21 protein-coding genes are annotated in these 22,554 nt (G+C 66.1%); 14 read left to right on the top strand and 7 right to left on the bottom strand.

Going from position 1 to position 22,554, the window contains the following annotated elements:
* Nucleotides 1-194: 194 nt before the first annotated feature.
* Nucleotides 195-3,008: an aconitate hydratase AcnA gene (acnA, locus tag MSP7336_RS18740; protein ID WP_139819664.1), complete on the bottom strand. Its 2,814-nt coding sequence runs from the start codon at nucleotides 3,006-3,008 to the stop codon at nucleotides 195-197.
* A gap of 212 nt (nucleotides 3,009-3,220) precedes the next feature.
* Between acnA and MSP7336_RS18735 the strand changes: the two genes are divergently transcribed.
* The 9 genes from MSP7336_RS18735 to MSP7336_RS18690 all read left to right on the top strand — a co-directional run bounded on the left by MSP7336_RS18735 (nucleotide 3,221) and on the right by MSP7336_RS18690 (nucleotide 12,190).
* The gene (locus tag MSP7336_RS18735; RefSeq protein WP_425325755.1) at nucleotides 3,221-3,802 is read left to right on the top strand and encodes an Rv1476 family membrane protein; all 582 of its coding nucleotides are present in this window, start codon (nucleotides 3,221-3,223) and stop codon (nucleotides 3,800-3,802) included.
* Nucleotides 3,803-4,035: 233 nt separating this feature from the next.
* Nucleotides 4,036-5,445, top strand: a complete 1,410-nt coding sequence (ripA, locus tag MSP7336_RS18730) for an NlpC/P60 family peptidoglycan endopeptidase RipA (protein WP_113964310.1) — start codon at nucleotides 4,036-4,038, stop codon at nucleotides 5,443-5,445.
* The gene (gene ripB / locus MSP7336_RS18725; protein ID WP_069396451.1) at nucleotides 5,445-6,164 is read left to right on the top strand and encodes an NlpC/P60 family peptidoglycan endopeptidase RipB; all 720 of its coding nucleotides are present in this window, start codon (nucleotides 5,445-5,447) and stop codon (nucleotides 6,162-6,164) included. Before ripA ends, ripB begins: the two co-directional genes overlap by 1 nt.
* A gap of 135 nt (nucleotides 6,165-6,299) precedes the next feature.
* Complete coding sequence (gene moxR1 / locus MSP7336_RS18720; RefSeq protein WP_069396452.1) at nucleotides 6,300-7,433, top strand: chaperone MoxR1; 1,134 nt, start codon at nucleotides 6,300-6,302, stop codon at nucleotides 7,431-7,433.
* Entirely contained in the window at nucleotides 7,430-8,380 is a 951-nt protein-coding gene (locus MSP7336_RS18715; RefSeq protein WP_069396453.1) for a DUF58 domain-containing protein, read from the top strand. The genes moxR1 and MSP7336_RS18715 overlap by 4 nt, the downstream gene beginning before the upstream one ends.
* Before the next feature lie 102 nt (nucleotides 8,381-8,482).
* Nucleotides 8,483-9,490, top strand: coding sequence for a VWA domain-containing protein (locus MSP7336_RS18705; RefSeq protein WP_069396454.1), 1,008 nt, complete (start codon nucleotides 8,483-8,485; stop codon nucleotides 9,488-9,490).
* Nucleotides 9,491-9,543: 53 nt separating this feature from the next.
* Nucleotides 9,544-10,320 (top strand): 3-oxoacyl-ACP reductase FabG1, encoded by a 777-nt coding sequence (gene fabG1, locus MSP7336_RS18700; RefSeq protein ID WP_069396455.1) that lies wholly within the window; start codon nucleotides 9,544-9,546, stop codon nucleotides 10,318-10,320.
* A gap of 14 nt (nucleotides 10,321-10,334) precedes the next feature.
* Complete coding sequence (gene inhA / locus MSP7336_RS18695; RefSeq protein WP_069396456.1) at nucleotides 10,335-11,144, top strand: NADH-dependent enoyl-ACP reductase InhA; 810 nt, start codon at nucleotides 10,335-10,337, stop codon at nucleotides 11,142-11,144.
* Entirely contained in the window at nucleotides 11,144-12,190 is a 1,047-nt protein-coding gene (locus tag MSP7336_RS18690; protein WP_113964309.1) for a ferrochelatase, read from the top strand. The genes inhA and MSP7336_RS18690 overlap by 1 nt, the downstream gene beginning before the upstream one ends.
* Here the strand turns inward: MSP7336_RS18690 and MSP7336_RS18685 are convergent.
* The gene (locus tag MSP7336_RS18685; protein WP_113964308.1) at nucleotides 12,156-13,022 is read right to left on the bottom strand and encodes a hypothetical protein; all 867 of its coding nucleotides are present in this window, start codon (nucleotides 13,020-13,022) and stop codon (nucleotides 12,156-12,158) included. The two genes, MSP7336_RS18690 and MSP7336_RS18685, sit on opposite strands and share 35 nt — an antisense overlap.
* Nucleotides 13,023-13,079: 57 nt before the next feature.
* Here MSP7336_RS18685 and MSP7336_RS18680 point away from each other — a divergent pair, with 57 nt between their 5' ends.
* Entirely contained in the window at nucleotides 13,080-13,514 is a 435-nt protein-coding gene (locus MSP7336_RS18680) for an NfeD family protein (RefSeq protein WP_069396459.1), read from the top strand.
* Between the two features lie 14 nt (nucleotides 13,515-13,528).
* The gene (locus MSP7336_RS18675) at nucleotides 13,529-14,647 is read left to right on the top strand and encodes an SPFH domain-containing protein (protein WP_069396460.1); all 1,119 of its coding nucleotides are present in this window, start codon (nucleotides 13,529-13,531) and stop codon (nucleotides 14,645-14,647) included.
* A gap of 13 nt (nucleotides 14,648-14,660) precedes the next feature.
* On the opposite strand, the gene MSP7336_RS18670 is transcribed toward MSP7336_RS18675, so the two are convergent.
* The 5 genes from MSP7336_RS18670 to MSP7336_RS18655 form a co-directional block, all read right to left on the bottom strand.
* Complete coding sequence (locus MSP7336_RS18670) at nucleotides 14,661-15,044, bottom strand: hypothetical protein (RefSeq protein ID WP_142706810.1); 384 nt, start codon at nucleotides 15,042-15,044, stop codon at nucleotides 14,661-14,663.
* Between the two features lie 18 nt (nucleotides 15,045-15,062).
* Nucleotides 15,063-15,227, bottom strand: a complete 165-nt coding sequence (locus tag MSP7336_RS23880; RefSeq protein WP_181786841.1) for a hypothetical protein — start codon at nucleotides 15,225-15,227, stop codon at nucleotides 15,063-15,065.
* A complete protein-coding gene (locus tag MSP7336_RS18665) occupies nucleotides 15,224-15,655 on the bottom strand; it encodes a nitroreductase family deazaflavin-dependent oxidoreductase (RefSeq protein ID WP_113964306.1) in 432 nt (143 codons plus the stop codon). The genes MSP7336_RS23880 and MSP7336_RS18665 overlap by 4 nt, the downstream gene beginning before the upstream one ends.
* 89 nt (nucleotides 15,656-15,744) lie before the next feature.
* A complete protein-coding gene (locus tag MSP7336_RS18660; RefSeq protein WP_113964305.1) occupies nucleotides 15,745-16,362 on the bottom strand; it encodes a TetR/AcrR family transcriptional regulator in 618 nt (205 codons plus the stop codon).
* Between the two features lie 97 nt (nucleotides 16,363-16,459).
* Nucleotides 16,460-17,248, bottom strand: coding sequence for a TVP38/TMEM64 family protein (locus tag MSP7336_RS18655; protein WP_425325754.1), 789 nt, complete (start codon nucleotides 17,246-17,248; stop codon nucleotides 16,460-16,462).
* Between the two features lie 167 nt (nucleotides 17,249-17,415).
* Here MSP7336_RS18655 and mutA point away from each other — a divergent pair, with 167 nt between their 5' ends.
* The 3 genes from mutA to meaB are packed head-to-tail and all read left to right on the top strand — an operon-like array spanning nucleotide 17,416 to nucleotide 22,508.
* Nucleotides 17,416-19,257, top strand: coding sequence for a methylmalonyl-CoA mutase small subunit (gene mutA, locus MSP7336_RS18650; protein WP_113964304.1), 1,842 nt, complete (start codon nucleotides 17,416-17,418; stop codon nucleotides 19,255-19,257).
* The gene (gene scpA, locus MSP7336_RS18645) at nucleotides 19,257-21,521 is read left to right on the top strand and encodes a methylmalonyl-CoA mutase (RefSeq protein WP_113964303.1); all 2,265 of its coding nucleotides are present in this window, start codon (nucleotides 19,257-19,259) and stop codon (nucleotides 21,519-21,521) included. Before mutA ends, scpA begins: the two co-directional genes overlap by 1 nt.
* Nucleotides 21,522-22,508, top strand: coding sequence for a methylmalonyl Co-A mutase-associated GTPase MeaB (meaB, locus tag MSP7336_RS18640; RefSeq protein WP_069396467.1), 987 nt, complete (start codon nucleotides 21,522-21,524; stop codon nucleotides 22,506-22,508). It abuts the gene before it with no gap.
* Nucleotides 22,509-22,554 lie beyond the last annotated feature (46 nt).

Genomic DNA, 22,554 nt, shown 5'->3' with positions numbered 1-22,554 from the left:
CGACGCCTAGATTGTCGCCGCCACGGTGTTTGTCGGGTGGCGACCCGCTGCACCCGGCTTCGCCGCGCTTGCGATCGCCACGGTGTTTGTCGGGTGGCGACCCGCTGCACCCGGCTTCGCCGCGCTTGCGATCGCCACGGTGTTTGTCGGGTGGCGACCCGCTGCACCCGGCTTCGCCGCGCTTGCGATCGCCACTAGTTCGACCTGAGCATGCTGCGCAGCACGTACTGCAAGATGCCACCGTGGCGGTAGTAGTCGGCCTCGCCCGGGGTGTCGATGCGCACCAGCGCATCGAATTCGACCGGCTGGCCGCCCTGCTTGCTGGCCTTGACCCGCACCGTCTGCGGTGTCTTGCCCTCATTGAGCGCTTCGATGCCGATGATGTCGAACACTTCGGTGCCGTCCAGACCGAGCGACTCGGCATTCTTGCCCTCGGGGAATTGCAGCGGGATCACGCCCATCCCGATCAAGTTGGACCGGTGAATCCGCTCGAACGACTCGGCGATCACCGCACGCACACCCAGTAGGCGAGTGCCCTTGGCCGCCCAGTCCCGCGACGAGCCAGAGCCATACTCCTTTCCGCCCAGAACTACCAACGGAATCCCTTGCGCTGCATAGTTTTGCGCAGCATCGTAGATGAACGCCTGCGGCCCGTCGGGCTGGGTGAAATCGCGAGTGTAACCACCGGCGACATCGTCGAGCAGCAGATTGCGCAGCCGGATGTTGGCGAACGTGCCGCGGATCATAACCTCGTGGTTGCCCCGGCGCGAGCCAAAGGAGTTGTAATCCTTGCGCGCAACCCCGTGCTCGTCGAGGTACTGCGCGGCCGGAGTGCCCGGTTTTATGCTGCCCGCCGGTGAGATGTGGTCGGTCGTCACCGAATCACCGAGCAGCGCCAGTACTCGGGCTCCGGTGATGTCGGTCACCGGCTCCGGCTCCGCCGACATCCCGTCGAAGTACGGCGGCTTGCGCACATACGTCGAATTCTGGTCCCACTCAAAGGTGTTACCGCTAGGTGTTGGCAGGTTGCGCCACCGCTCGTCGCCCTTGAACACGTCGGCGTAGTTCTTGGTGAACATCTCCTGGCTGATCGCCGACGCGATGGTGTCGGAGACCTCTTTCTGCGACGGCCAGATGTCGCGCAGAAACACGTCATTTCCGTCGCCATCCTGGCCCAACGGCTGGGAATCGAAGTCGAAATCCATCGTGCCGGCCAGCGCGTAAGCGACCACCAGTGGCGGCGACGCCAGATAATTCATTTTCACGTCGGGGTTGATGCGGCCCTCGAAATTGCGGTTGCCCGACAGCACCGCCGCGACGGACAGGTCGTTGTCGTTGATGGCTTTCGAAATCTCTTCGGGTAGCGGGCCCGAGTTGCCGATGCAGGTGGTGCAGCCATAGCCGACCAGGTAGAAGCCCAGCTTCTCCAGATACGGCCACAGTCCGGCCTTTTCGTAATAGTCGTGCACCACCTGCGAGCCGGGTGCCATCGTGGTTTTCACCCACGGCTTGGACGTCAGGCCTTTTTCGACGGCGTTTCTCGCCAGCAGGGCCGCGCCCAGCATCACCTCGGGGTTGGAGGTGTTGGTGCACGACGTCACCGCGGCGATCACCACCGCGCCGTGGTCGAGCACGAAATCGCCGAGCTCTTTGGACTGCACTGACACCGGGTTGCTGGTGCGGCCCGTCGCGTGCGCAGCAGCCGAGTGCACATGTTCGTCGGCGTGACCGTTCGTTATCTGCCCGGGATCGCTGGCCGGAAATGTCTCATCGACCACCTCGTCGAGCTTGGAGTACTCCAGTTTCTGCGGATCGTCGCCGACGTAACCCGGAAGTGTCTCTCGGAACGTCGATTTCGCGTTGGACAGCGCAATCCGGTCCTGCGGACGCTTCGGTCCGGCGATCGACGGGACCACATCGGCCAGGTTCAGCTCGAGGTATTCGGAGAACGGCGGCTCATGAGCAGGGTCATGCCAGAGTCCCTGCTCTTTGGCATAGGCCTCGACCAGCGCCAGCTGCTCTTCGTCGCGGCCAGTGAATCGCAGGTAGGAAATCGTCTCCTCGTCGATCGGGAAGATGGCTGCGGTGGAACCGAACTCGGGGCTCATGTTGCCCAGCGTGGCCCGGTTCGCCAGTGGGACCTGGGCGACGCCCTCGCCGTAGAACTCGACGAACTTGCCGACCACCCCGTGCTTGCGCAGCATCTCGGTGACGGTCAGCACGACGTCGGTAGCCGTGACTCCCGGCTGGATCTCACCGGTGAGTTTGAAGCCGACCACCCGGGGGATCAGCATCGACACCGGCTGGCCCAGCATCGCTGCCTCGGCCTCGATGCCACCGACACCCCAGCCGAGCACGCCGAGGCCGTTGACCATCGTGGTGTGCGAGTCGGTGCCCACACAGGTGTCCGGATACGCGACGCCGTCGCGGTTCATCACCACGCTGGCCAGATACTCGATGTTGACCTGATGCACGATCCCGGTTCCCGGCGGCACCACCTTGAAGTCCTTGAAAGCGCCTTGGCCCCAGCGCAGGAACTGGTAGCGCTCGCCGTTGCGCTGGTACTCCAGTTCGACGTTGCGCTCGAACGCGTCGGCACGGCCGAACAGGTCAGCGATCACCGAGTGGTCGATCACCAGGTCGGCCGGTGCCAATGGGTTGACCTTGTCGGGGTCACCGCCCAACTCGGCGATGGCCTCCCGCATGGTGGCCAAGTCGACGATGCAGGGAACCCCGGTGAAGTCCTGCATCACCACCCGCGCGGGCGTGTACTGAATTTCAATGCTGGGCTGCGCCTTGGGATCCCAATTCGCAATGGCCTGTACGTGGTCCTTGGTGATGTTGCTGCCGTCCTCGTTGCGCAGCAGGTTTTCGGCCAAAACCTTGAGACTGTACGGGAGTTTCTCGGTGCCGGGCACCGCGTCGAGGCGATAGATCTGATAGCTCTTGTCGCCGACCTTCAAGGTGTTGCGGGCTCCGAACGAATTCACCGAATCCTTGCTGCTCACATCGACTCCCCACGATTTAGTTGACCGGCGACGTGTTGCACGCGGGCTGCGCCGTGCTTGCGATCGCCGCGAGGTGTGCCCGTCGACGGGCCGTGCCGACGGTCAATGCCACTTTAACAGTACGCTTGTCCCGCATTCAGTGGACGGCCGCTGCGCTTCAGTCTTGCCCGTCCACCGCCCGCTGTCACCCGATCGCGGTACGGTTTTGGTCCGTGACCACCCCGCACGCGCCGCAATACATACCGAGCGAGGTCTGCGGCACCGTCGGCGCTGATCCGGCGACGCCGCCCGATCAGTGCCTGGCGCTGGTTCGCGGCCAGATCGACGCCGACTCTGTCAGCGCACCGTCTGCGGTCAAGCCGGCCCTGCTTGAGGTAGTCGATGAAGCTCATCAGAACGGCATCGACCTCAAGATCGTGGTGCTCGACCACAACCCGCCGAACGACCCGCCGCTGCGCGATGTCGCCACGGTAGTGGGCTCAGATCACCCTGATGCCACCGTGTTGGTGCTGAGCCCGAACTTCGTCGGCTCCTACAGCACGCACTTCCCGCGCTCCACGCTCGAGATCGGTGAAGACAACGCCAAGACCGGCAACCCTGTCGTTTCCGCACAGAATTTCTTGCACCAGTTGAACACGCCGCAGTTCCCGTGGACCCCGTTCACAATCGTGCTGCTCATCGCGGTGCTGGCCGCCGTCGTCGGCACCCGAGTTCTGCAAGTGCGCGCCAGGCGCATGGCAACGTCGGCTGACGACGCCGAAACGTCGACCCAAGAGTCAGCGCACAGCGTCTAACAGGCTATATGTCCGGCCATTAAATGGTGGGCTGAGACGGCGCAGGCCGCTCTAGCAAACAACCTAGATCACCGTTGGGTCACAATTTTCGCAATTACAGACCTGTAATTTGTGACTAAAGTTTCCAGCGCGACGGATGTGACTTACGGTGCAGATGGTGCCTTTGTTTTAATCGTGCTTCCAGTGAAATCTGGGGCCGACGCCGTCCGCCCGCGTTGAGCCATAGGAGACCAATGAGACGCATTCGTCGCGGCTTCATTTCTCGCGTGGCTGTCTGCGCGGTTGTGCTGCTGTGCACGCCCGGGCTGGCGACGGCGGACCCGGGCGCCGGCCCGGACCGGCTGGCCGCCTTGATCGCCGATGTCGCCAAGGCGAACCAGGCCCTGCAGGATCTCAGCGCGGCGATCAAGGCCGAACAGGAGAGCGTCAACAAGGCACTGGTCGACGTCGAAACCGCGCGCGACAACGCCGCGGCCGCTCAGCACGAGGTGGAAACCAGCCAACAGGCCATCAGAGAAGCCGACGCGACGATCGCCGCCGCCCAGAAGCGATTCGACACATTCGCCGCCGCGACGTACATGAACGGCCCGTCGGACAGCTACCTGACCGCCGCCGGCCCGGACGATTTGATCTCTACCGCCAGCGCCGGCCAGGCGTTGGCGGCCAGTTCGCAGCGGGTGATGGAGAACCTGTTGCGCGCCCGCACAGAGCTGGTGAACAAGGAATCGGCCGCAAGGCTGGCCAAGCAGAAGGCCGACAAGGCCGCCGCGGACGCCAAAGCCAGCCAGGACGCCGCGGTCGCAGCGCTGACCAATGCGCATCGCAAGTTCGCCGAACAACAACAGGAAGTCAACCGCCTGGGCGCCGAACGCAACGCGGCCCAGGCCAAGCTTGACGCCGCCCGCAAGTGGTCGGCCCCGGTAGGCGGAACCGGCGCCGGCCCGCGGGCGGCGTCGCCCACCGGCGACCGGTGGGACCCGGACGCGCCGCCCGGCGCCGCGCCACCGCCCAAAGACCCCGGCCAATGGGACGGCGAGTGGGATCCGACCCTGCCGATGGTGCCCAGCGCCAACATCCCGGGCGACCCGATCGCGATCATCAACCAGGTACTGGGGATTTCGGCGACGTCGTCGCAGGTCACCGCGAACCTCGGCCGCAAATTTCTGCAGTCGATCGGCCTCATCAAGCCCGACGCCCCCGACCCGGGCATCACCAATGGCCGGATCCCGCGGGTCTACGGGCGACAGGCCTCCGAATACGTGATTCGCCGCGGGCTGTCCCAGTTGGGGGTGCCGTACTCGTGGGGCGGCGGCAACGCGGCCGGGCCGAGCCGCGGAATCGGGTCCGGCGCCGACACCGTCGGCTTCGACTGCTCGGGTCTGGTGCTCTACTCCTTCGCCGGGGTGGGCATCAAGCTGCCGCATTACTCGGGTTCGCAGTACAACCTGGGCCGCAAAATCCCGTCCGCGCAGATGCGCCGCGGCGACGTCATCTTCTACGGCCCAGGCGGTAGCCAGCACGTGACGATCTACCTCGGCAACGGCCAGATGCTCGAAGCGCCAGACGTCGGATTGAAGGTACGGGTCGCGCCGGTTCGCACCAGCGGCATGACGCCCTACGTCGTTCGCTACATCGAGTACTGATGCGCCACAAGCTTTTTCGTCATTTCAAGCTGGCCGGACTGGTGCTGGTGTCAGCGGCTGTTCTCATAGGTCTGGCCGGACCGGCCAGCGCCGAGGACGGAGCATGGGATCCCACCTTGCCGGCGATTATCAGCGCGGGCGCACCGGGAGATCCGGTCGCGATCGCCAACGCCTCACTGAACGCCACCGCGCAGGCCACCCAGACCACGCTCGATCTGGGGCGGCAATTTCTGAGCGGGCTCGGGATCAATCTGGGCGGCAACAGCCCCAGCCCCAGCACCAACACCGCCCCGAGCCGCATCCCGCGGGTCTATGGCCGCCAGGCCGTCGAGTATGTGATCCGGCGAGCGTCGTCGCAGATAGGTGTGCCGTATTCATGGGGCGGCGGAACCTTGAACGGGCCCAGCAAGGGCGTGGACTCCGGGGCCGACACCGTCGGCTTCGACTGCTCGGGCCTGGTCCGCTACGCGTTCGCCGGTGTCGGCGTGCTGATCCCGCGGTTCTCTGGTGATCAGTACAACGCCGGTCGGCACGTGCCGCCGTCGCAAGCCAAGCGCGGTGATCTGATCTTCTACGGCCCGGGCGGCGGTCAGCACGTCACCCTGTATCTGGGCAACGGGCAGATGCTGGAGGCGTCCAGCATCGCCGGCAAAGTTACGGTCAGCCCGGTGCGCAAAGCCGGAATGACACCGTTTGTCACCCGGATCATTGAGTACTGACGTTGCCGGTTCGGGGGCGGGCCGCATCGACGGAACGCGGGTGGCCTGGAATAGTTGGACGCGGGCACGTTGCTGCCCCGCGAGGTTCGTCGTGCGAGCAGTCGTGTCAGATAGAGCTGTGGAGGGTGTGTCGAAATGACATCAGCAGGTGGCGCCAGCGGTTACTCGGGCCCGGGCGGGCCGCCAACGAGTCCGGCCCACGCGGCCCCCACGGGCGGCGGCGGTGCCGGTAACGGCCTGGCCAGCGAGGTGCACACGCTGGAACGTGCCATCTTCGAGGTCAAGCGGATCATCGTCGGCCAGGACCAGCTCGTCGAGCGGATGCTGGTCGGCCTGCTGTCCAAGGGCCATGTGCTGCTCGAGGGCGTGCCGGGTGTGGCCAAGACGCTGGCCGTAGAGACCTTCGCCCGGGTGGTCGGCGGGACATTCGCCCGCATCCAGTTCACCCCCGACCTGGTGCCCACCGACATCATCGGTACGCGCATCTACCGGCAGGGCAGGGAGGAGTTCGACACCGAGCTCGGCCCGGTGGTGGTCAACTTCCTGCTCGCCGACGAGATCAACCGTGCCCCGGCCAAGGTGCAGTCGGCGCTGCTGGAGGTCATGCAGGAACGCCACGTCTCCATCGGCGGCAAGACGTTCCCGCTGCCCAACCCGTTCCTGGTGATGGCCACCCAGAACCCGATCGAGCACGAAGGTGTTTACCCACTGCCGGAGGCGCAGCGCGACCGCTTCCTGTTCAAGATCAACGTCGGATACCCCTCGCCGGAGGAAGAGCGCGAGATCATCTACCGGATGGGCGTGCGACCGCCCGAGCCCAAGCAGATCCTCAACACCGGCGATCTGCTGCGGCTGCAGGACATCGCGGCCAACAACTTTGTGCACCACGCGCTGGTCGACTACGTGGTCCGTGTCGTCACCGCGACCCGCCACCCCGAGCAGCTCGGCATGAACGACGTCAAGAGCTGGATTTCGTTCGGCGCATCTCCGCGTGCGTCGCTGGGCATCATCGCCGGGGCGCGCTCGCTGGCATTAGTGCGCGGCCGCGACTACGTGATCCCGCAGGACATCGTCGAAATCATCCCCGACGTGCTGCGACACCGGCTGGTGCTCACCTACGACGCGCTGGCCGACGAGATCTCCCCGGAAATCGTGATCAACCGCGTCCTGCAGACGGTTGCCATGCCGCAGGTGAATGCCGTTCCGCAGCAAGGACATTCGGTGCCTCCAGTGATGCAGGGCGCCACGGCCGCGGCTAGCGGTCGGTGACTGAATCCAACGCGTCGTCGGTTCATCCGCCGTCGATGCAGCGCGGGAACATCGACGACCCCAAGCTGGCAGCGGCGCTGCGCACCCTCGAGCTCACCGTCAAACGCAAACTCGACGGCGTGCTGCACGGCGACCACCTGGGCCTGATCCCGGGGCCGGGCACAGAGGCCGGGGAGTCGCGGGAGTATCAGCCCGGCGACGACGTTCGCCGGATGGACTGGGCGGTCACCGCCCGCACCACCCATCCGCACGTCCGGCAGATGATCGCCGACCGGGAACTGGAGACCTGGCTGGTCGTGGACATGTCGGCCAGCCTGGACTTCGGCACCACCGTCTGTGAGAAACGCGACCTGGCGGTGGCGGCCGCGGCGGCGATCACCTTCCTCAACAGTGGAGGCGGCAACCGGCTCGGTGCGCTGATCGACAATGGCGCGCAGCGGATTCGGGTGCCGGCCCGTTCGGGGCGCCAGCATGAGCACACGCTGTTGCGCACCATCGCCACCGCCCCCAAGGCGCCGGTCGGGGTGCGCGGCGATCTGGCGGCGTCCATCGACGCTTTGCGCCGCCCGGAACGCCGCCGCGGGATGGCCGTGATCATCAGCGATTTCCTCGGCCCGATCAACTGGACGCGCCCGTTACGCGCGATCGCGGCCCGGCACGAGGTGCTCGGCATCGAGGTGCTCGACCCGCGTGATGTCGAGTTGCCCGACGTCGGCGACGTCATTCTGCAAGACGCCGAATCCGGGGTTACCCGCGAGTTCACCATCGACGGGCAGCTGCGCGACGACTTCGCCAAGGCGGCGGCCGCGCATCGCGCCGATGTCAAGCGCACCTTCCGCAGCTGCGGGGCGCCGCTGATGTCGCTGCGCACCGACCGCGACTGGATCGCCGACATCGTTCGTTTCGTCGAGTCTCGCCGGCGCGGCGCACTGGCGGGGCGCCAATGACCCGCGCCGGCGACGATGCAGAGCGAAGCGATGAGGAGGAGCGGCGCCAATGACCCGCGCCGGCGACGATGCAGAGCGAAGCGATGAGGAGGAGCGGCGCCAATGACACTGCCGCTGCTTGGCCCGATGACACTCACCGGGTTCGCCCACGCGTGGTGGTTTCTGTTCTTTCTGGTCGTCCTCGGAATCGTCGCGCTGTACATCATCGCGCAGGTGTCCCGGCAGCGGCGGATGCTGCGGTTCGCCAACATGGAGCTGCTGGAAAGCGTTGCGCCCAAACAACCCACCCGCTGGCGCCATCTGGCGGCGATTTTGTTGGTGTCGTCGTTGGTGTTGCTGACGATCGCGATGGCCGGCCCGACGCACGATGTGCGGATTCCGCGTAACCGCGCGGTGGTGATGCTGGTGATCGACGTGTCGCAGTCGATGCGCGCCACCGACGTCGAGCCCAACCGCATGGTTGCCGCGCAAGTGGCCGCCAAGGAGTTCGCCGGTGAGCTGACGCCCGGCATCAACCTCGGGCTGATCGCCTATGCGGGTACCGCGACAGTCCTGGTGCAGCCGACCACCAATCGGGAGGCGACCAAGGCAGCACTGGACAAGTTGCAGTTCGCCGACCGCACCGCCACCGGCGAGGGCATCTTCACCGCGCTGCAGGCCATCGCCACGGTGGGCGCGGTGATCGGCGGCGGCGACACTCCGCCGCCCGCGCGCATCGTGTTGTTCTCCGACGGCAAGGAGACAGTGCCGACCAACCCGGACAACCCCAAGGGCGCGTTCACTGCCGCGCGCACCGCCAAGGACCAGGGCGTGCCGATCTCGACGATTTCGTTCGGTACCCCGTATGGCTTCGTCGACATCAACGGCCAGCGCCAGCCGGTGCCGGTCGACGACACCACGATGAAGAAGGTCGCCGAACTGTCCGGCGGCAACAACTACAGCGCATCGAACCTGGAGCAGCTCAAAGAGGTTTACGCCACGCTGCAACAACAGATCGGCTACGAGACGATCCGTGGCGATGCCAGCGTAGGCTGGCTGCGGCTCGGTTCATTGCTGCTGGCGCTCGCTGCGCTGGCGGCGGTGCTGATCAACCGCCGACTGCCGACGTGAGGTCCGCCGGACCAGATTTCGGTGTCGGCCTGCCGGTTCGCTAAGTTGTCGGGGTGACTGACACAGCCACGAAGAAAGCCACCGAGCAACCCAGCGAAACTCCCACCGCCGGCCGGCCACCATTCGTGTCCCGATCGGTGCTGGTGACGGGCGGAAACCGGGGTATCGGGCTGGCGGTGGCGCGGCGGCTGGCCGCCGACGGGCACAAGGTTGCCGTGACACACCGCGGATCCGGTGCACCCGACGGGCTGTTCGGGGTTCAGTGTGATGTCACCGACTCCGCGGCCGTCGACGCCGCGTTCAAAGCCGTCGAGGAGCACCAAGGCCCGGTCGAGGTGTTGGTGGCCAACGCCGGTGTCTCCGCGGACGCGTTCCTCATGCGGATGACCGAGGAGAAGTTCGAGAAGGTCATCGACGCGAACCTCACCGGCGCGTTCCGGGTGGCACAGCGGGCATCGCGCAGCATGCAGCGAAACCGGTTCGGCCGGATGATCTTCATGGGTTCGGTCTCCGGGATGTGGGGGATCGGCAACCAGGCCAATTACGCGGCGTCCAAGGCCGGGGTGATCGGGATGGCCCGTTCGATCGCCCGAGAGCTGTCGAAGGTCAACGTGACCGCCAACGTGGTCGCGCCGGGGTATATCGATACCGACATGACGCGCGCGCTCGACGAACGGATCCAACAGGGGGCGCTGGACTTCATTCCGGCAAAGCGGGTCGGCACCGTCGAGGAGGTCGCTGGTGTGGTCAGCTTCTTGGCCTCCGAGGACGCCTCGTACATCTCCGGCGCGGTAATTCCAGTTGACGGCGGCATGGGCATGGGCCACTAACACTTAGGACGGGTATGGCAGGACTGCTTGAAGGCAAACGGATTCTGGTCACGGGGATCATCACCGACGCATCCATCGCGTTTCACATCGCCCGGGTGGCTCAGGAGCAGGGTGCGCAGTTGGTGTGCACCGGATATGACCGGCTGCGGTTGATCGAGCGCATTCTCGGCCGGCTGCCGCAGAAGCCGCCGTTGCTGGAGCTGGACGTGCAGAACCAGGACCACCTCGACACGCTGGCGCACCGGGTCACCGAGGTCATCGGTGAGGACAACAAGCTGGACGGCGTCGTGCACTCAATCGGGTACATGCCACCCAGCGGCATGGGCATCAATCCGTTCTTCGATGCGCCGTACGAGGACGTCTCGAAAGGGATTCACATCTCGGCGTTTTCGTACGCGTCGCTGGCCAAGGCGCTGTTGCCGATCATGAACCGCGGCGGCAGCATAGTCGGCATGGACTTCGACCCGACCAGGGCGATGCCCGCCTACAACTGGATGACGGTGGCCAAGAGCGCGCTGGAGTCGGTGAACCGGTTTGTGGCGCGGGAAGCCGGCCCGTACGGTGTGCGCTCCAACTTGGTTGCGGCAGGGCCGCTTCGGACGCTGGCAATGAGCGCGATCGTCGGCGGCGCGCTCGGTGAGGAGGCCAGCGGCCAGATGCAGTTGCTGGAGCAGGGCTGGGATCAGCGGGCCCCGATCGGCTGGAACATGAAGGACGCCACCCCGGTCGCGATGACGGTATGCGCGGTGCTGTCCGATTGGCTGCCGGCTACCACCGGCGACATCATCTACGCCGACGGCGGAGCGCACACCCAATTGCTCTGATGGACTTTGACGCCGTCCTGCTGCTGTCCTTCGGCGGTCCCGAAGGCCCAGAGCAGGTGCGGCCGTTCCTGCAAAACGTCACTCGGGGCCGCGACGTACCGCCCGAACGGCTGGACGAAGTCGCCCAACACTACCTGCATTTCGGCGGGGTCTCGCCGATCAACGGCATCAACCGCGCGTTGATCGAGCAGCTGCAGGCCGAACTCGACCTGCCGGTGTACTTCGGCAATCGCAACTGGGAACCGTACGTCGAAGATGCCGTTATCACGATGCGCGACAACGGCGTTCAATGCGCTGCAGTTTTCGCCACATCGGCCTGGAGTGGCAATTCTAGCTGCACCCGGTACGTTGAGGACATCGCGCGCGCACGCCGCGCCGCCGGGGACGGGGCTCCCGAACTCGTCAAGCTGCGGCCCTACTTCGATCATCCGCTGTTCGTGGAAATGTTCGCCGAATCCGTGATTGCCGCCGCCGAGACGGTGCCCGCCGATGCTCGGCTGGTGTTCACCGCGCATTCGATCCCGGTCGCCGTCGACCAGCGCTGCGGTCCACAGCTGTACTCCCGCCAGGTTGCCTATGGCGCACAACTGGTCGCCGCGGCTGCCGGGTATCAGGACTACGACGTGGTGTGGCAGTCGCGGTCCGGGCCGCCGCATATTGCTTGGCTGGAACCCGATGTGGCCGACCATCTTTCAACGTTGACGGATGCGACGGCCGTTATCGTGTGTCCGATCGGCTTTGTCGCCGACCACATCGAAGTGGTGTGGGATCTCGATCACGAATTACGCGCACAGGCCGAGGCGGCCGGTATCGCCTTCGCCAGGGCCAGTACACCCAACGCCGATCGCCGATTCGCGCGCCTGGCCGTGGATCTGATCGACGAACTGCGCACTGGGCGCGAGCCCGCCCGCGTGACCGGGCCAGACCCGGTTCCGGGTTGCAAGGCCAGCGTCAACGGTGCGCCGTGCCGACCGCCGCATTGCGTCGCCGACTGCTCGTCGCCGTCCGAGCTCAACTCCGCCACGCCGACTGCAGAGTCGCGTTGACCGCGGCCATTCGCGCCGAGCGCACCACCCCGGCCAGCGGCCGCAATGCGTCCCCGGCGATCTTCACCTCCGACGACGACTGCATCGCGCTCGGTGTCAGCCCGGCGCTGACGGTGATGATCGCGTCGACATGTGCGGCAGTTTCCAGCACCCGCACTGCGCGCGACGGCGCATGGCCGGGAATTCGGTGGTGCTGCATGGCTTCCAGCAGGTCTTGCACCAGCCGGCGCGGGTCTTCGACGTCGGGGCCGGCCACCGAAGATCCGATCCTGGTGAGTGTCTCGGCGGCCGATCGGACCGCAGAACGTAGCGTGTATTCGGCTTCGCCGAGCTCATACTGGTCCAGCGCCGGTGCACCGGGCAACGAATAGACCGTCCATGACAGCGCGCACACTTCGGGGTCGATGCCCTCCTTGATGCCGTCGTCGGATTCGGCGTGTCTGAGCTCCGGCACCAACCCGATCGCCACGCTGGAATCACGGGGATCGGAAACGATCACGGCCTCCCCGGCGGCCAGCGCGTCCTGCTCGAACGGGGTGCCGGCGACCAGCCCGCGCACATCGCCGGGCACCGGTAACACCAGGTTCACCGACGGCGCAGCGGCCGGCGGACTGCCCGAAGCAGACCGCAGTGTCTGCAGCAGCGACGCCGCACCGGCGTAGCTCATATCCGGCCACGGCAAACCCGTGTGGCCCGCTGCGACGCTGTCATACGCGGTCACCGATTGTATTGGAGCCCAACATGACAACGCGTCTAAGACATCGTCGGGCGCGGCCTTGCCGGCGAGCCAAGCGTTAGCCCAAAGCGAGAGCGTTGCACTGGGGCACCACATGGTCGGCAGTCTAGTTGTTTATCCCGATTGCAGCGGGCCGCGAGATATCCTGGCGCCGTGCCCGTCGCACTGATCTGGCTAATCGCCGCGCTTGCCCTGGCCAGCGCGGAGGCGTTGACGGGCGACATGTTCCTGTTGATGCTGGGCGGGGGTGCGCTGGCGGCATCCGCGAGCAGTTGGCTGCTGGACTGGCCGATCTGGGCCGACGGGGCGGTGTTCCTGGTGGTTTCGGTCCTGCTGCTGGTGTTGGTGCGGCCTCCTCTGCGACGGCGGCTGACCCCTGCCAAGGGCGCGTTGACCGGCGTGCAAGCGCTGGAAGGCAAGAGCGCACTTGTGATTGATCGCGTCGCACGCCATGAGGGCCAGGTGAAGCTGGCCGGCGAAGTCTGGACGGCACGACCCTTCAACGACAGTGACGTCTACGAACCGGGGGAGCAGGTGACCGTCATGCATATCGACGGTGCCACCGCGGTGGTCTGGAAAAACGTCTAGAGAAGGAGTCCGCAATGCAGGGTGCAGCTGCCGGCTTGGTGTTCCTTGCCGTCTTAGTGATTTTCGCCGCGATCGTGGTGGCCAAGTCCATCGCGTTGATTCCGCAGGCAGAGGCTGCCGTGATCGAACGGCTGGGCCGCTACAGCCGCACGGTCAGCGGACAGCTGACCCTGTTGGTGCCGTTCATCGACCGCATCCGCGCCCGCGTTGACCTGCGCGAGCGGGTGGTGTCGTTCCCGCCGCAACCGGTGATCACCGAGGACAACCTGACGTTGGCCATCGACACCGTGGTGTATTTCCAGGTCACCAACCCACAGGCCGCCGTTTACGAGATCAGCAACTACATCGTCGGTGTCGAGCAGTTGACCACCACCACGCTGCGCAACGTGGTCGGCGGGATGAATCTCGAGGAGACCCTTACCTCCCGAGACCTGATCAATCAGCAGCTGCGCGGCGTCCTTGACGAGGCCACCGGCCGCTGGGGGCTGCGGGTCGCCCGCGTTGAGTTGCGCAGCATCGATCCGCCGCCGTCGATCCAGGCGTCGATGGAAAAGCAGATGAAGGCCGACCGCGAGAAGCGCGCGATGATCTTGACCGCCGAAGGCCAGCGCGAATCGGCGATCAAGCAAGCCGAGGGCCAAAAGCAGGCGCAGATTCTGGAGGCAGAAGGCGCCAAGCAGGCCGCGATCCTGGCCGCTGAAGCCGACCGGCAGTCGCGAATGCTGCGGGCGCAGGGTGAACGCGCGGCGGCGTACCTGCAGGCCCAAGGGCAAGCCAAGGCCATCGAGAAGACGTTCGCGGCGATCAAGGCCGGCAGGCCGACGCCCGAACTGCTCGCCTACCAATACCTGCTCACCTTGCCCAAGATCGCGCAGGGCCAGTCGAGCAAGGTATGGGTGGTGCCCACTGATTTCGGGTCGGCGTTACAGGGTTTCACCAAGATGCTGGGCGCCCCCGGTGAGGATGGGGTCTACCGGTATCAGCCGTCGCCGGTCGAGCAAGATCTACCCAGGCCGGAGGACGACAGCGCCGAAGTTGCCGAATGGTTCTCCACCGAAACCGATCCCGCGATCGTCGAGGCGGTGGCCAAGGCCGAAGCGGACGCGCGCAAGCCGGTCGAAGGCGGGCTGTGAGAATGCTGTGAACCTATGCGGCGCCGGCCGTTTCGGGCACCAGAAAGCACACCAACACTTTGACGCCGAGTAACACCGGAAGCCAGGCCAAGGCGGCGGGCAGCGGCAGCCAGATCAGGTTGACCATCGCCAGTATGAACGTGAGGCAAAGTGCGGCAGCACCTTTTAAGTCCGGTTGTGCCCACTCGATCACGACGGCCGCGCCGATCAGCAATCCGGCGTTGATGAGGGCCCATGCCCACCCGGGATGAAATAGCGCCGCGAACGGAATCAGGTAGATCACGGCGTGCGCGATCACAAATCCGATTCGGAAACGACGGGCATCGGCGCGGTGATACCAGCGTTTGGCCGTCGTGCTCGAAATCGTGAAAATTCCGAAAATCAAATCGAACAGCATCACCGCGAGCATCGCGGTTTACAGCGTCGACCACCCCCGCCAGCCCCCGGCGCGCCAGATGTAGATCCCGAGCAACGCCAACATCAACGCGCTGCCAACCGTGCCGACGATGATTTCGCCGCGACTGCGCGCAGGACCGAAGAACGTCCGCAGCACGGAGGGGTCGTGTTGGTAGGTGGTCATGACGTCGCTTTAGAGTCGACTCGCAGCTCCACCATTGGCAGCGGTGTGCCGGTCTCGCTGATCGGGCTGCCGAGCGTCTGCTCGAGTGCGGGCCTGAGCCATTCCCAGGCCCGAGGGTGACGACTGCGGTAACCGGCCAGCGTGCGGTCCGCCTCGGCTTGGTCGAGGACGCGTGCGCTGGCCGGTACCGGTGCATGGCTCCCGACATAGACACGCACACGCGGGTTGGCCTGGATGTTGCGGAACCACTCGGCTTTTGCGCCGAAGCCAGACACCACCACATAGGTGTCCGATGCCGGGTGATCGACGACCTCGAGCACGACGTAGCGTCGGGCGCCGGATTTGCGGCCGATGTGTTCAAGCATCAGCAGCCGCGACCCGAACAATGCTCCCGCGCGGGCGCGGTAGATCCAGATCGGGGCACGCATCAGCCGACGCGACCGCAGAATACGCGCAGCGACATTGGCAAGACCCGTCGGCGGACCGGTAGTGGACAATGTGCTCTCCCTTCTGTTGTTCAGGGGCTGCGAAGCCCGTCCCGATAAATCGTGAAAACTTCTGTGGCCCAACGGGTTATACCTTCGGTAGAGAGCGGGTCGACGCCGAGCACTTCGGTGAGCCGCGCGCGCAGGGTCAGCACGGCCAGGTCGTTGACCAACAGGAACGCAGCGCGTACCGCCGGGTCCTGGCCGGCACTGGCGATTCCGGCGGTGACCATGGCCTCGAGAGTCTGCTCGCTGACCCGATGAAGCCGCGCGAACAACGCCGACCCGGCCGCACCCCCGCTGATCAGCATTCGGCTCAGATACCCCGGGATCGCGGAGTCGGGCGGTAGGTGGGTGGCCAGACCGTCGAGCATGCCCGGCGTGACTTCCGGCTGTAATCCAGAAGTCGCTGTGCGCGCGGTTATCTCGGCGAGCAGCGCCTCCAGGCTGGCAACGACATAGCTGTCGACCGCCTCCACCAGCCCCTCCTTCGAGCCGTAGTGCCGCACCAGCAGCGCCGGCGACACCTGGGCCGCGGCGGCGATATCGCGCATCGTGACGGCGTCCGGACCGCGCTGGGCGAACAACCGCAGCGCTTCGTCGCGGATACGGGCCCGGGCGGTGCGGTCGTCGGGCAGGGGTGAATGCACATTTACTATTGTAAACGTTTGTTTAGTCCGCCCGAGCGCGGGAGGTCAATGGTGTGGTCGCTGAATGTGGTTTGCCGAACGGGCTAGGGCCGGTTCGTCATCCGCGTAACGCCGGCTCGGGGTCCGCGGCATCGGCGACCTGCGTCCGATGCTGGCGGCGGTGGTGACGAATCTCATAGGACAGCAATGCCACCCCGACGGCCCCGATGCACACCGACACCAATAAGAGCAGCGGGCTGAGGTCACCGGTGAGTGCGTCACCGAGGATCACTATTGCCGTGGTCCCCGGAAGCACACCCACCAGCGTCGCCAGTGTGTAGGGCACTACCCGCACCGCCGACGCCCCGACGGCATAGTTGAGCACCGAAAACGGCACCGCCGGAATCAATCGCAGCGACATGACCGCCGGCCAGCCACGGTCACGCAGCCGCGCGTTCAGCGTCGCCACGGCGTCGTGGCGAACCAGACGGCTGAGTCGCCAACCGGCCGCGCGCACCAGCAGCAATGCGATTACCGCGCTGGTGGTGCTGGCCCCCACCGCGAGCGCTACGCCCAGCACCGGCCCGAACAGCAGCCCGGCCGCCAGCGTGAACGCGGTACGTGGGAACGGCAAAACGGTGATGACGATGTGCGCGCCCAAAAACGCGAGTGGGAACCACGGGCCCACCGACTTGGCCCAGTCGCGCAGCTGCACCGCAGTCGGCAGCGGAACCAGCAGCGCGACCGCGACCAGGACCATAACGGCGGCGGCCGTCACCGCGATCCGCCGGCGCGGCACCTGGCGTGCCGTCGTGATCACGGTCGAACCCAGTCCCCGCAGCGTTTCCGCGATCTTGTTCCTGGCGATCTTGTTCGTGGCGATCTTGTTTGTGGCGGAAGTCGTCACAATGTCCAGACTACGGGCCAGAAGTGCACAACTCACTTCACGCGCCGGGCGATTCGTCTTTGCCTGCAGCACCACCCCGCAGAGCCGCCGACGGCTATCAATTAGCCTGGTTAGCAGCCGCAAGGCCCGCTTACGGGCGCTACTTGCTGCGAAACCAGGAGCCGCCGGTGTCTCTCGATGTGTCCGCCGCCCCCGCCGACCTGGGGCAGGGCCACGCCCGTTGGCGCGCGGCGGTGGCCGAGGTGCTGGCCAAAAGCATGCGACGCGATGCCGACCAGCTCGGCACGGAACCCGAGCGCCTGCTGGACACCCCGACGTATGAGGGGTTCGCCATCAGGGCGCTCTACACCGCATTGGACGCTCTGCCCGAACGCCCGCTGCCCGGCGAGTGGCCCTATGTCCGCGGCGCCGACGCGCTGCGTGACGTCAACTCGGGCTGGAAGGTCGCCGAGGCGTTTCCCAGCAACGGCGCCAACGATAACGCCGGACTTTTGGCGGCGCTCACCAACGGGGTGAGCGCGCTGGTGCTCCGTGTCGGCGACGCCGGGGTGGCGCCGGCACAACTCGAGCAACTGCTCACCGGGGTGTACCTGGACCTGGTGCCGATCATCGTCGACGCCGGAGCCGACTACACCGCGGCGGCCGATGTGCTGCTGGGCCTGCTCACGCGGCTGGACACCGCGACGACGTTGTCGGTCGACTTGGGAGCTGACCCGTTGACCGCACCGCTGTCGGCACGCCCGGCGCCGTCGCTCGAGGAGGTGATCGCGACCGCGAAGCGGACGCCGCACGGCCGCGGCGTGCGGTCGATCACTGTCGACGGCCCCACTTTCCACAATCTGGGCGCCAACGCGGCCTGGGAGCTGGCCGGCAGCATCGCGGCCGCTGTGGTCTACCTGCGGAAGCTGGACGAATCCGGCATGCCGATCGATAAAGCCTTGCAGCAGATCAGTTTTCGCCTCGCCGCAGACGACGACCAGTTCATGACGATCGCCAAGATGCGGGCGGCTCGTCAGCTGTGGGCGCGGGTAGCCGAAGTCGTGGGCGAACCCGCGGGCGGCGCGGCGGTCATCCACGCCGAGACCTCGCTGCCGATGATGACGCAGCGCGACCCGTGGGTGAACATGCTGCGCACCACGCTGGCCGCCTTCGGCGCCGGGGTCGGTGGAGCCGACACCGTGCTGGTGTTGCCGTTCGACGTGGCGATTCCCGGCGGCTTCCCGGACATGTCGACGGCCTTTTCCCGCCGCATCGCCCGCAACACCCAACTGCTGCTGCTCGAGGAGTCACATCTCGGCCGAGTGCTCGACCCGGCGGGCGGCTCATGGTACGTCGAGGACCTCACCGAACAACTCGCGCAGCAGGCCTGGCAGCACTTTCAATCCATCGAGGCACGCGGCGGATTTGTCGCCGCTCGCGACTATGTGGCCGGGCGGATCGCCGAGATCGCGGAGCGTCGCATCGACGACATCGCGCACCGCCGCACCGCCATCACCGGGGTCAACGAATACCCGAACCTCGACGAGCAGCCGCTGCCGAGAGCCGATTCGTCGTCTGCTGTCCGGCGTTATGCGGAGGGCTTCGAGGCGCTGCGGGACCGTTCGGATGCCTACCTGCAGCGCACCGGGTCACGTCCGCAGGTGCTGCTGCTGCCGCTGGGGCCGCTGGCCGAGCACAATATTCGGGCGACGTTCGCGGCCAACCTGTTGGCCTCCGGCGGTATCGAAGCAGTCAACCCCGGGCCCGTGGACGCCGCGGGCGTGGCCGAGGCCGTCGCGGCGGCCAAGACCGACACCGCGGTCATCTGCGGCACCGACAAGCGCTATGCCGCGGAAGCCGCCGGCGTCGTCGAGGCTGCCCGCGGCGCCGGACTGCAGCGTATTTATCTGGCCGGCCCGGAAAAGGCGCTCGAGGGCGTCGCAGACGATCATCGACCGGATGACTATCTGACCGCGAACATCGATGCGGTCGACGCGTTGTCGAATCTGCTGACTCGGTTGGGAGCGTAATGACTGCAAGCATGTCCGCTGTCGGCAGCTTCGCCGACGTCCCGCTTCGCGGCGATCGCTCCGCTGATCCGGTCACCGAAGCCGCCGTCGCAGCGCACGTCGCCGCGGCAGCGTCGGCACACGGGTACACCGCGGACCAGCTCGACTGGCACACCCCGGAAGGCATTGCGGTCAAGCCGATCTACGTCGGCGCCGACCGCGACGCCGCGGTTGCCGGCGGTTACCCGCTGCACAGTTTCCCCGGTGAGCCACCATTCATCCGCGGTCCGTACCCGACGATGTACGTCAACCAGCCGTGGACCATCCGCCAGTACGCGGGGTTCTCCACTGCGGCGGAATCCAACGCGTTCTATCGACGCAACCTGGCCGCCGGGCAGAAGGGCCTGTCGGTGGCCTTCGACCTGGCCACCCACCGCGGATATGACTCCGACCATCCGCGCGTGCAGGGGGACGTTGGAATGGCCGGTGTGGCAATCGATTCCATTCTCGACATGCGACAACTCTTCGACGGGATCGACCTGTCGTCGGTCAGTGTGTCGATGACCATGAACGGGGCGGTGCTGCCGATCCTGGCGCTGTACGTGGTGGCCGCCGAGGAGCAGGGGGTGCCACCGGAGAAGCTGGCCGGCACTATCCAGAACGACATCCTCAAAGAGTTCATGGTGCGCAACACCTACATCTATCCGCCCAAGCCGTCGATGCGGATCATCTCCGACATCTTCGCCTACACCAGCGCCAAGATGCCGAAGTTCAACTCGATCTCGATCTCCGGCTACCACATCCAAGAGGCCGGTGCCACCGCCGATTTGGAGCTCGCCTACACCTTGGCCGACGGGGTCGACTACATCAACGCGGGTCTGGACGCCGGCCTGAGCATCGACCAGTTCGCGCCCCGGTTGTCGTTCTTCTGGGGCATCGGGATGAACTTCTTCATGGAGGTCGCCAAGCTACGCGCGGGCCGGCTGCTGTGGAGTGAGCTCGTCAACGAGTTCGGGCCGAAGAATCCGAAATCGCTGTCCCTGCGCACCCATTCGCAGACCTCGGGATGGTCGCTGACAGCGCAGGACGTGTTCAACAACGTCGCCCGCACATGCATCGAGGCGATGGCCGCCACCCAGGGGCACACCCAGTCGCTGCACACCAATGCCCTCGACGAAGCGTTGGCGCTGCCCACCGACTTCTCGGCTCGCATCGCCCGAAACACTCAGCTGGTGCTGCAGCAGGAGTCCGGCACCACCCGCCCGATCGATCCTTGGGGCGGTTCGTACTACGTGGAGTGGCTGACCCACCAACTGGCGCAGCGTGCCCGTGCACACATCCGCGAGGTCGCCGAGCACGGCGGCATGGCCCAGGCCATCGACGATGGCATTCCCAAGATGCGCATCGAAGAGGCTGCCGCGCGCACCCAGGCCCGCATCGATTCGGGGCGCCAGCCGGTGATCGGGGTCAACAAGTATCAGGTGGACGAGGACCACGAAATCGAAGTCCTCAAGGTCGACAACAGCCGGGTCCGCGCCGAGCAGCTGGCCAAACTGCAACAGCTGCGGGCAAATCGGGATCAGGGCGCCGTGGAGCACGCGCTCGCCGAGCTGAGCCGCGCCGCCGCTGCGCAGAGGCCGGCGGGCAGCCGGCCAGACCCAGATCGGCTGGGCGAGAACCTGCTGGCGTTGGCCATCAACGCGGCCCGGGCCAACGCCACCGTGGGAGAGATCTCCGACGCACTGGAGAAGGTGTACGGGCGGCACCAAGCCGAGATTCGCACTATCGCGGGGGTGTACCGGGATGAGGCCGGAAAGGTGAGCAGTATCGCCAAAGCCACTGAGCTGGTGGAGAAGTTCGCCGAGGCCGATGGCCGCAGGCCTCGCATCCTGGTGGCCAAGATGGGCCAGGACGGTCACGACCGCGGTCAGAAGGTGATCGCAACGGCGTTCGCCGACATCGGTTTCGACGTCGACGTCGGGTCGCTGTTTTCCACCCCGGAAGAGGTGGCCCGCCAAGCCGCCGACAACGACGTGCACGTGATCGGGGTGTCATCGCTGGCCGCCGGCCACCTGACATTAGTGCCGGCGTTGCGCGACGCGCTCGCCGAGGTTGGCCGGCCCGACATCATGATCGTGGTCGGCGGAGTCATTCCGCCCGGGGACTTCGACGAGCTCTACGCCGCGGGGGCGGCCGCCATCTTCCCACCCGGAACGGTCATCGCCGACGCCGCAATCGGCTTGCTGCACAAGCTTGCCGAGCGGCTGGGCTATTCACTCAGCTAGATGGCCGCTTACGACGACACCGTCGAAGACCTGGCGGCGGCTGTGCGCGGTGGCGACCGTGCCGCGCTGCCGCGGGCAATCACGCTGGTCGAGTCCACCCGCCCGGATCACCGCGACCAGGCGCAGCAATTGCTGTTGGCGCTGATGCCGGAGGCCGGAAGCTCCCACCGCGTCGGGATCACCGGCGTCCCGGGTGTGGGAAAGTCCACCATGATCGAGGCGCTGGGCATGTATTTGATCGAGCGCGGGCATCGGGTGGCGGTGCTGGCGGTGGACCCGTCGTCGACGCGCACCGGCGGCTCGATTCTGGGCGACAAAACCCGAATGCCGCAGCTGGCGATCCATCCCGACGCCTACGTCCGCCCGTCGCCGACATCGGGAACGCTTGGCGGCGTCGCCAAAGCCACCCGCGAGACCATCGTGTTGCTGGAGGCCGCCGGGTTCGACGTGATCCTGGTCGAGACGGTCGGCGTGGGCCAGTCCGAGGTCGCGGTGGCTCAGATGGTCGACACCTTCGTCTTCTTGACCCTGGCGCGCACCGGAGATCAGCTGCAGGGCATCAAAAAAGGGGTGCTGGAGCTGGCCGACATCGTTGTGGTGAACAAGGCCGACGGCGAGCACTTGGCCGAGGCGCGCTCGGCGGCACGTGAGCTCTCCGGCGTCATCCGGCTCATCTATCCGCGCGAAACACTATGGCGTCCATCGGTTCTCACGATGAGCGCGCTGGAGAAAACCGGGCTATCGGAGTTATGGGAGACCGTCGAGAAGCATCGGCGGGTACTGACCGAGGCGGGGGAGTTCGAGGCGCGCCGACGTGCCCAGCAGGTCGACTGGACCTGGCAGATGGTGCGTGATGCGGTCCTCGATCGGCTGCTGTCCAATCCCCAGGTGCGCAAAATCCGCGCCGAAGTGGAGCGCCAGGTGATCGCGGGCGAGCTGACCCCGGCACTCGCCGCTCAGGAAATCCTCAGGGTTGCGTCAGGGTAACAATAGAATAACGTCAGATTTTTCTGCGAAACGCAGTCGCTAGATT

Source organism: Mycobacterium shimoidei (assembly GCF_900417275.1).
Lineage (GTDB): Bacteria > Actinomycetota > Actinomycetes > Mycobacteriales > Mycobacteriaceae > Mycobacterium > Mycobacterium shimoidei.
This window is presented reverse-complemented; position numbering and strand designations above follow the sequence as displayed.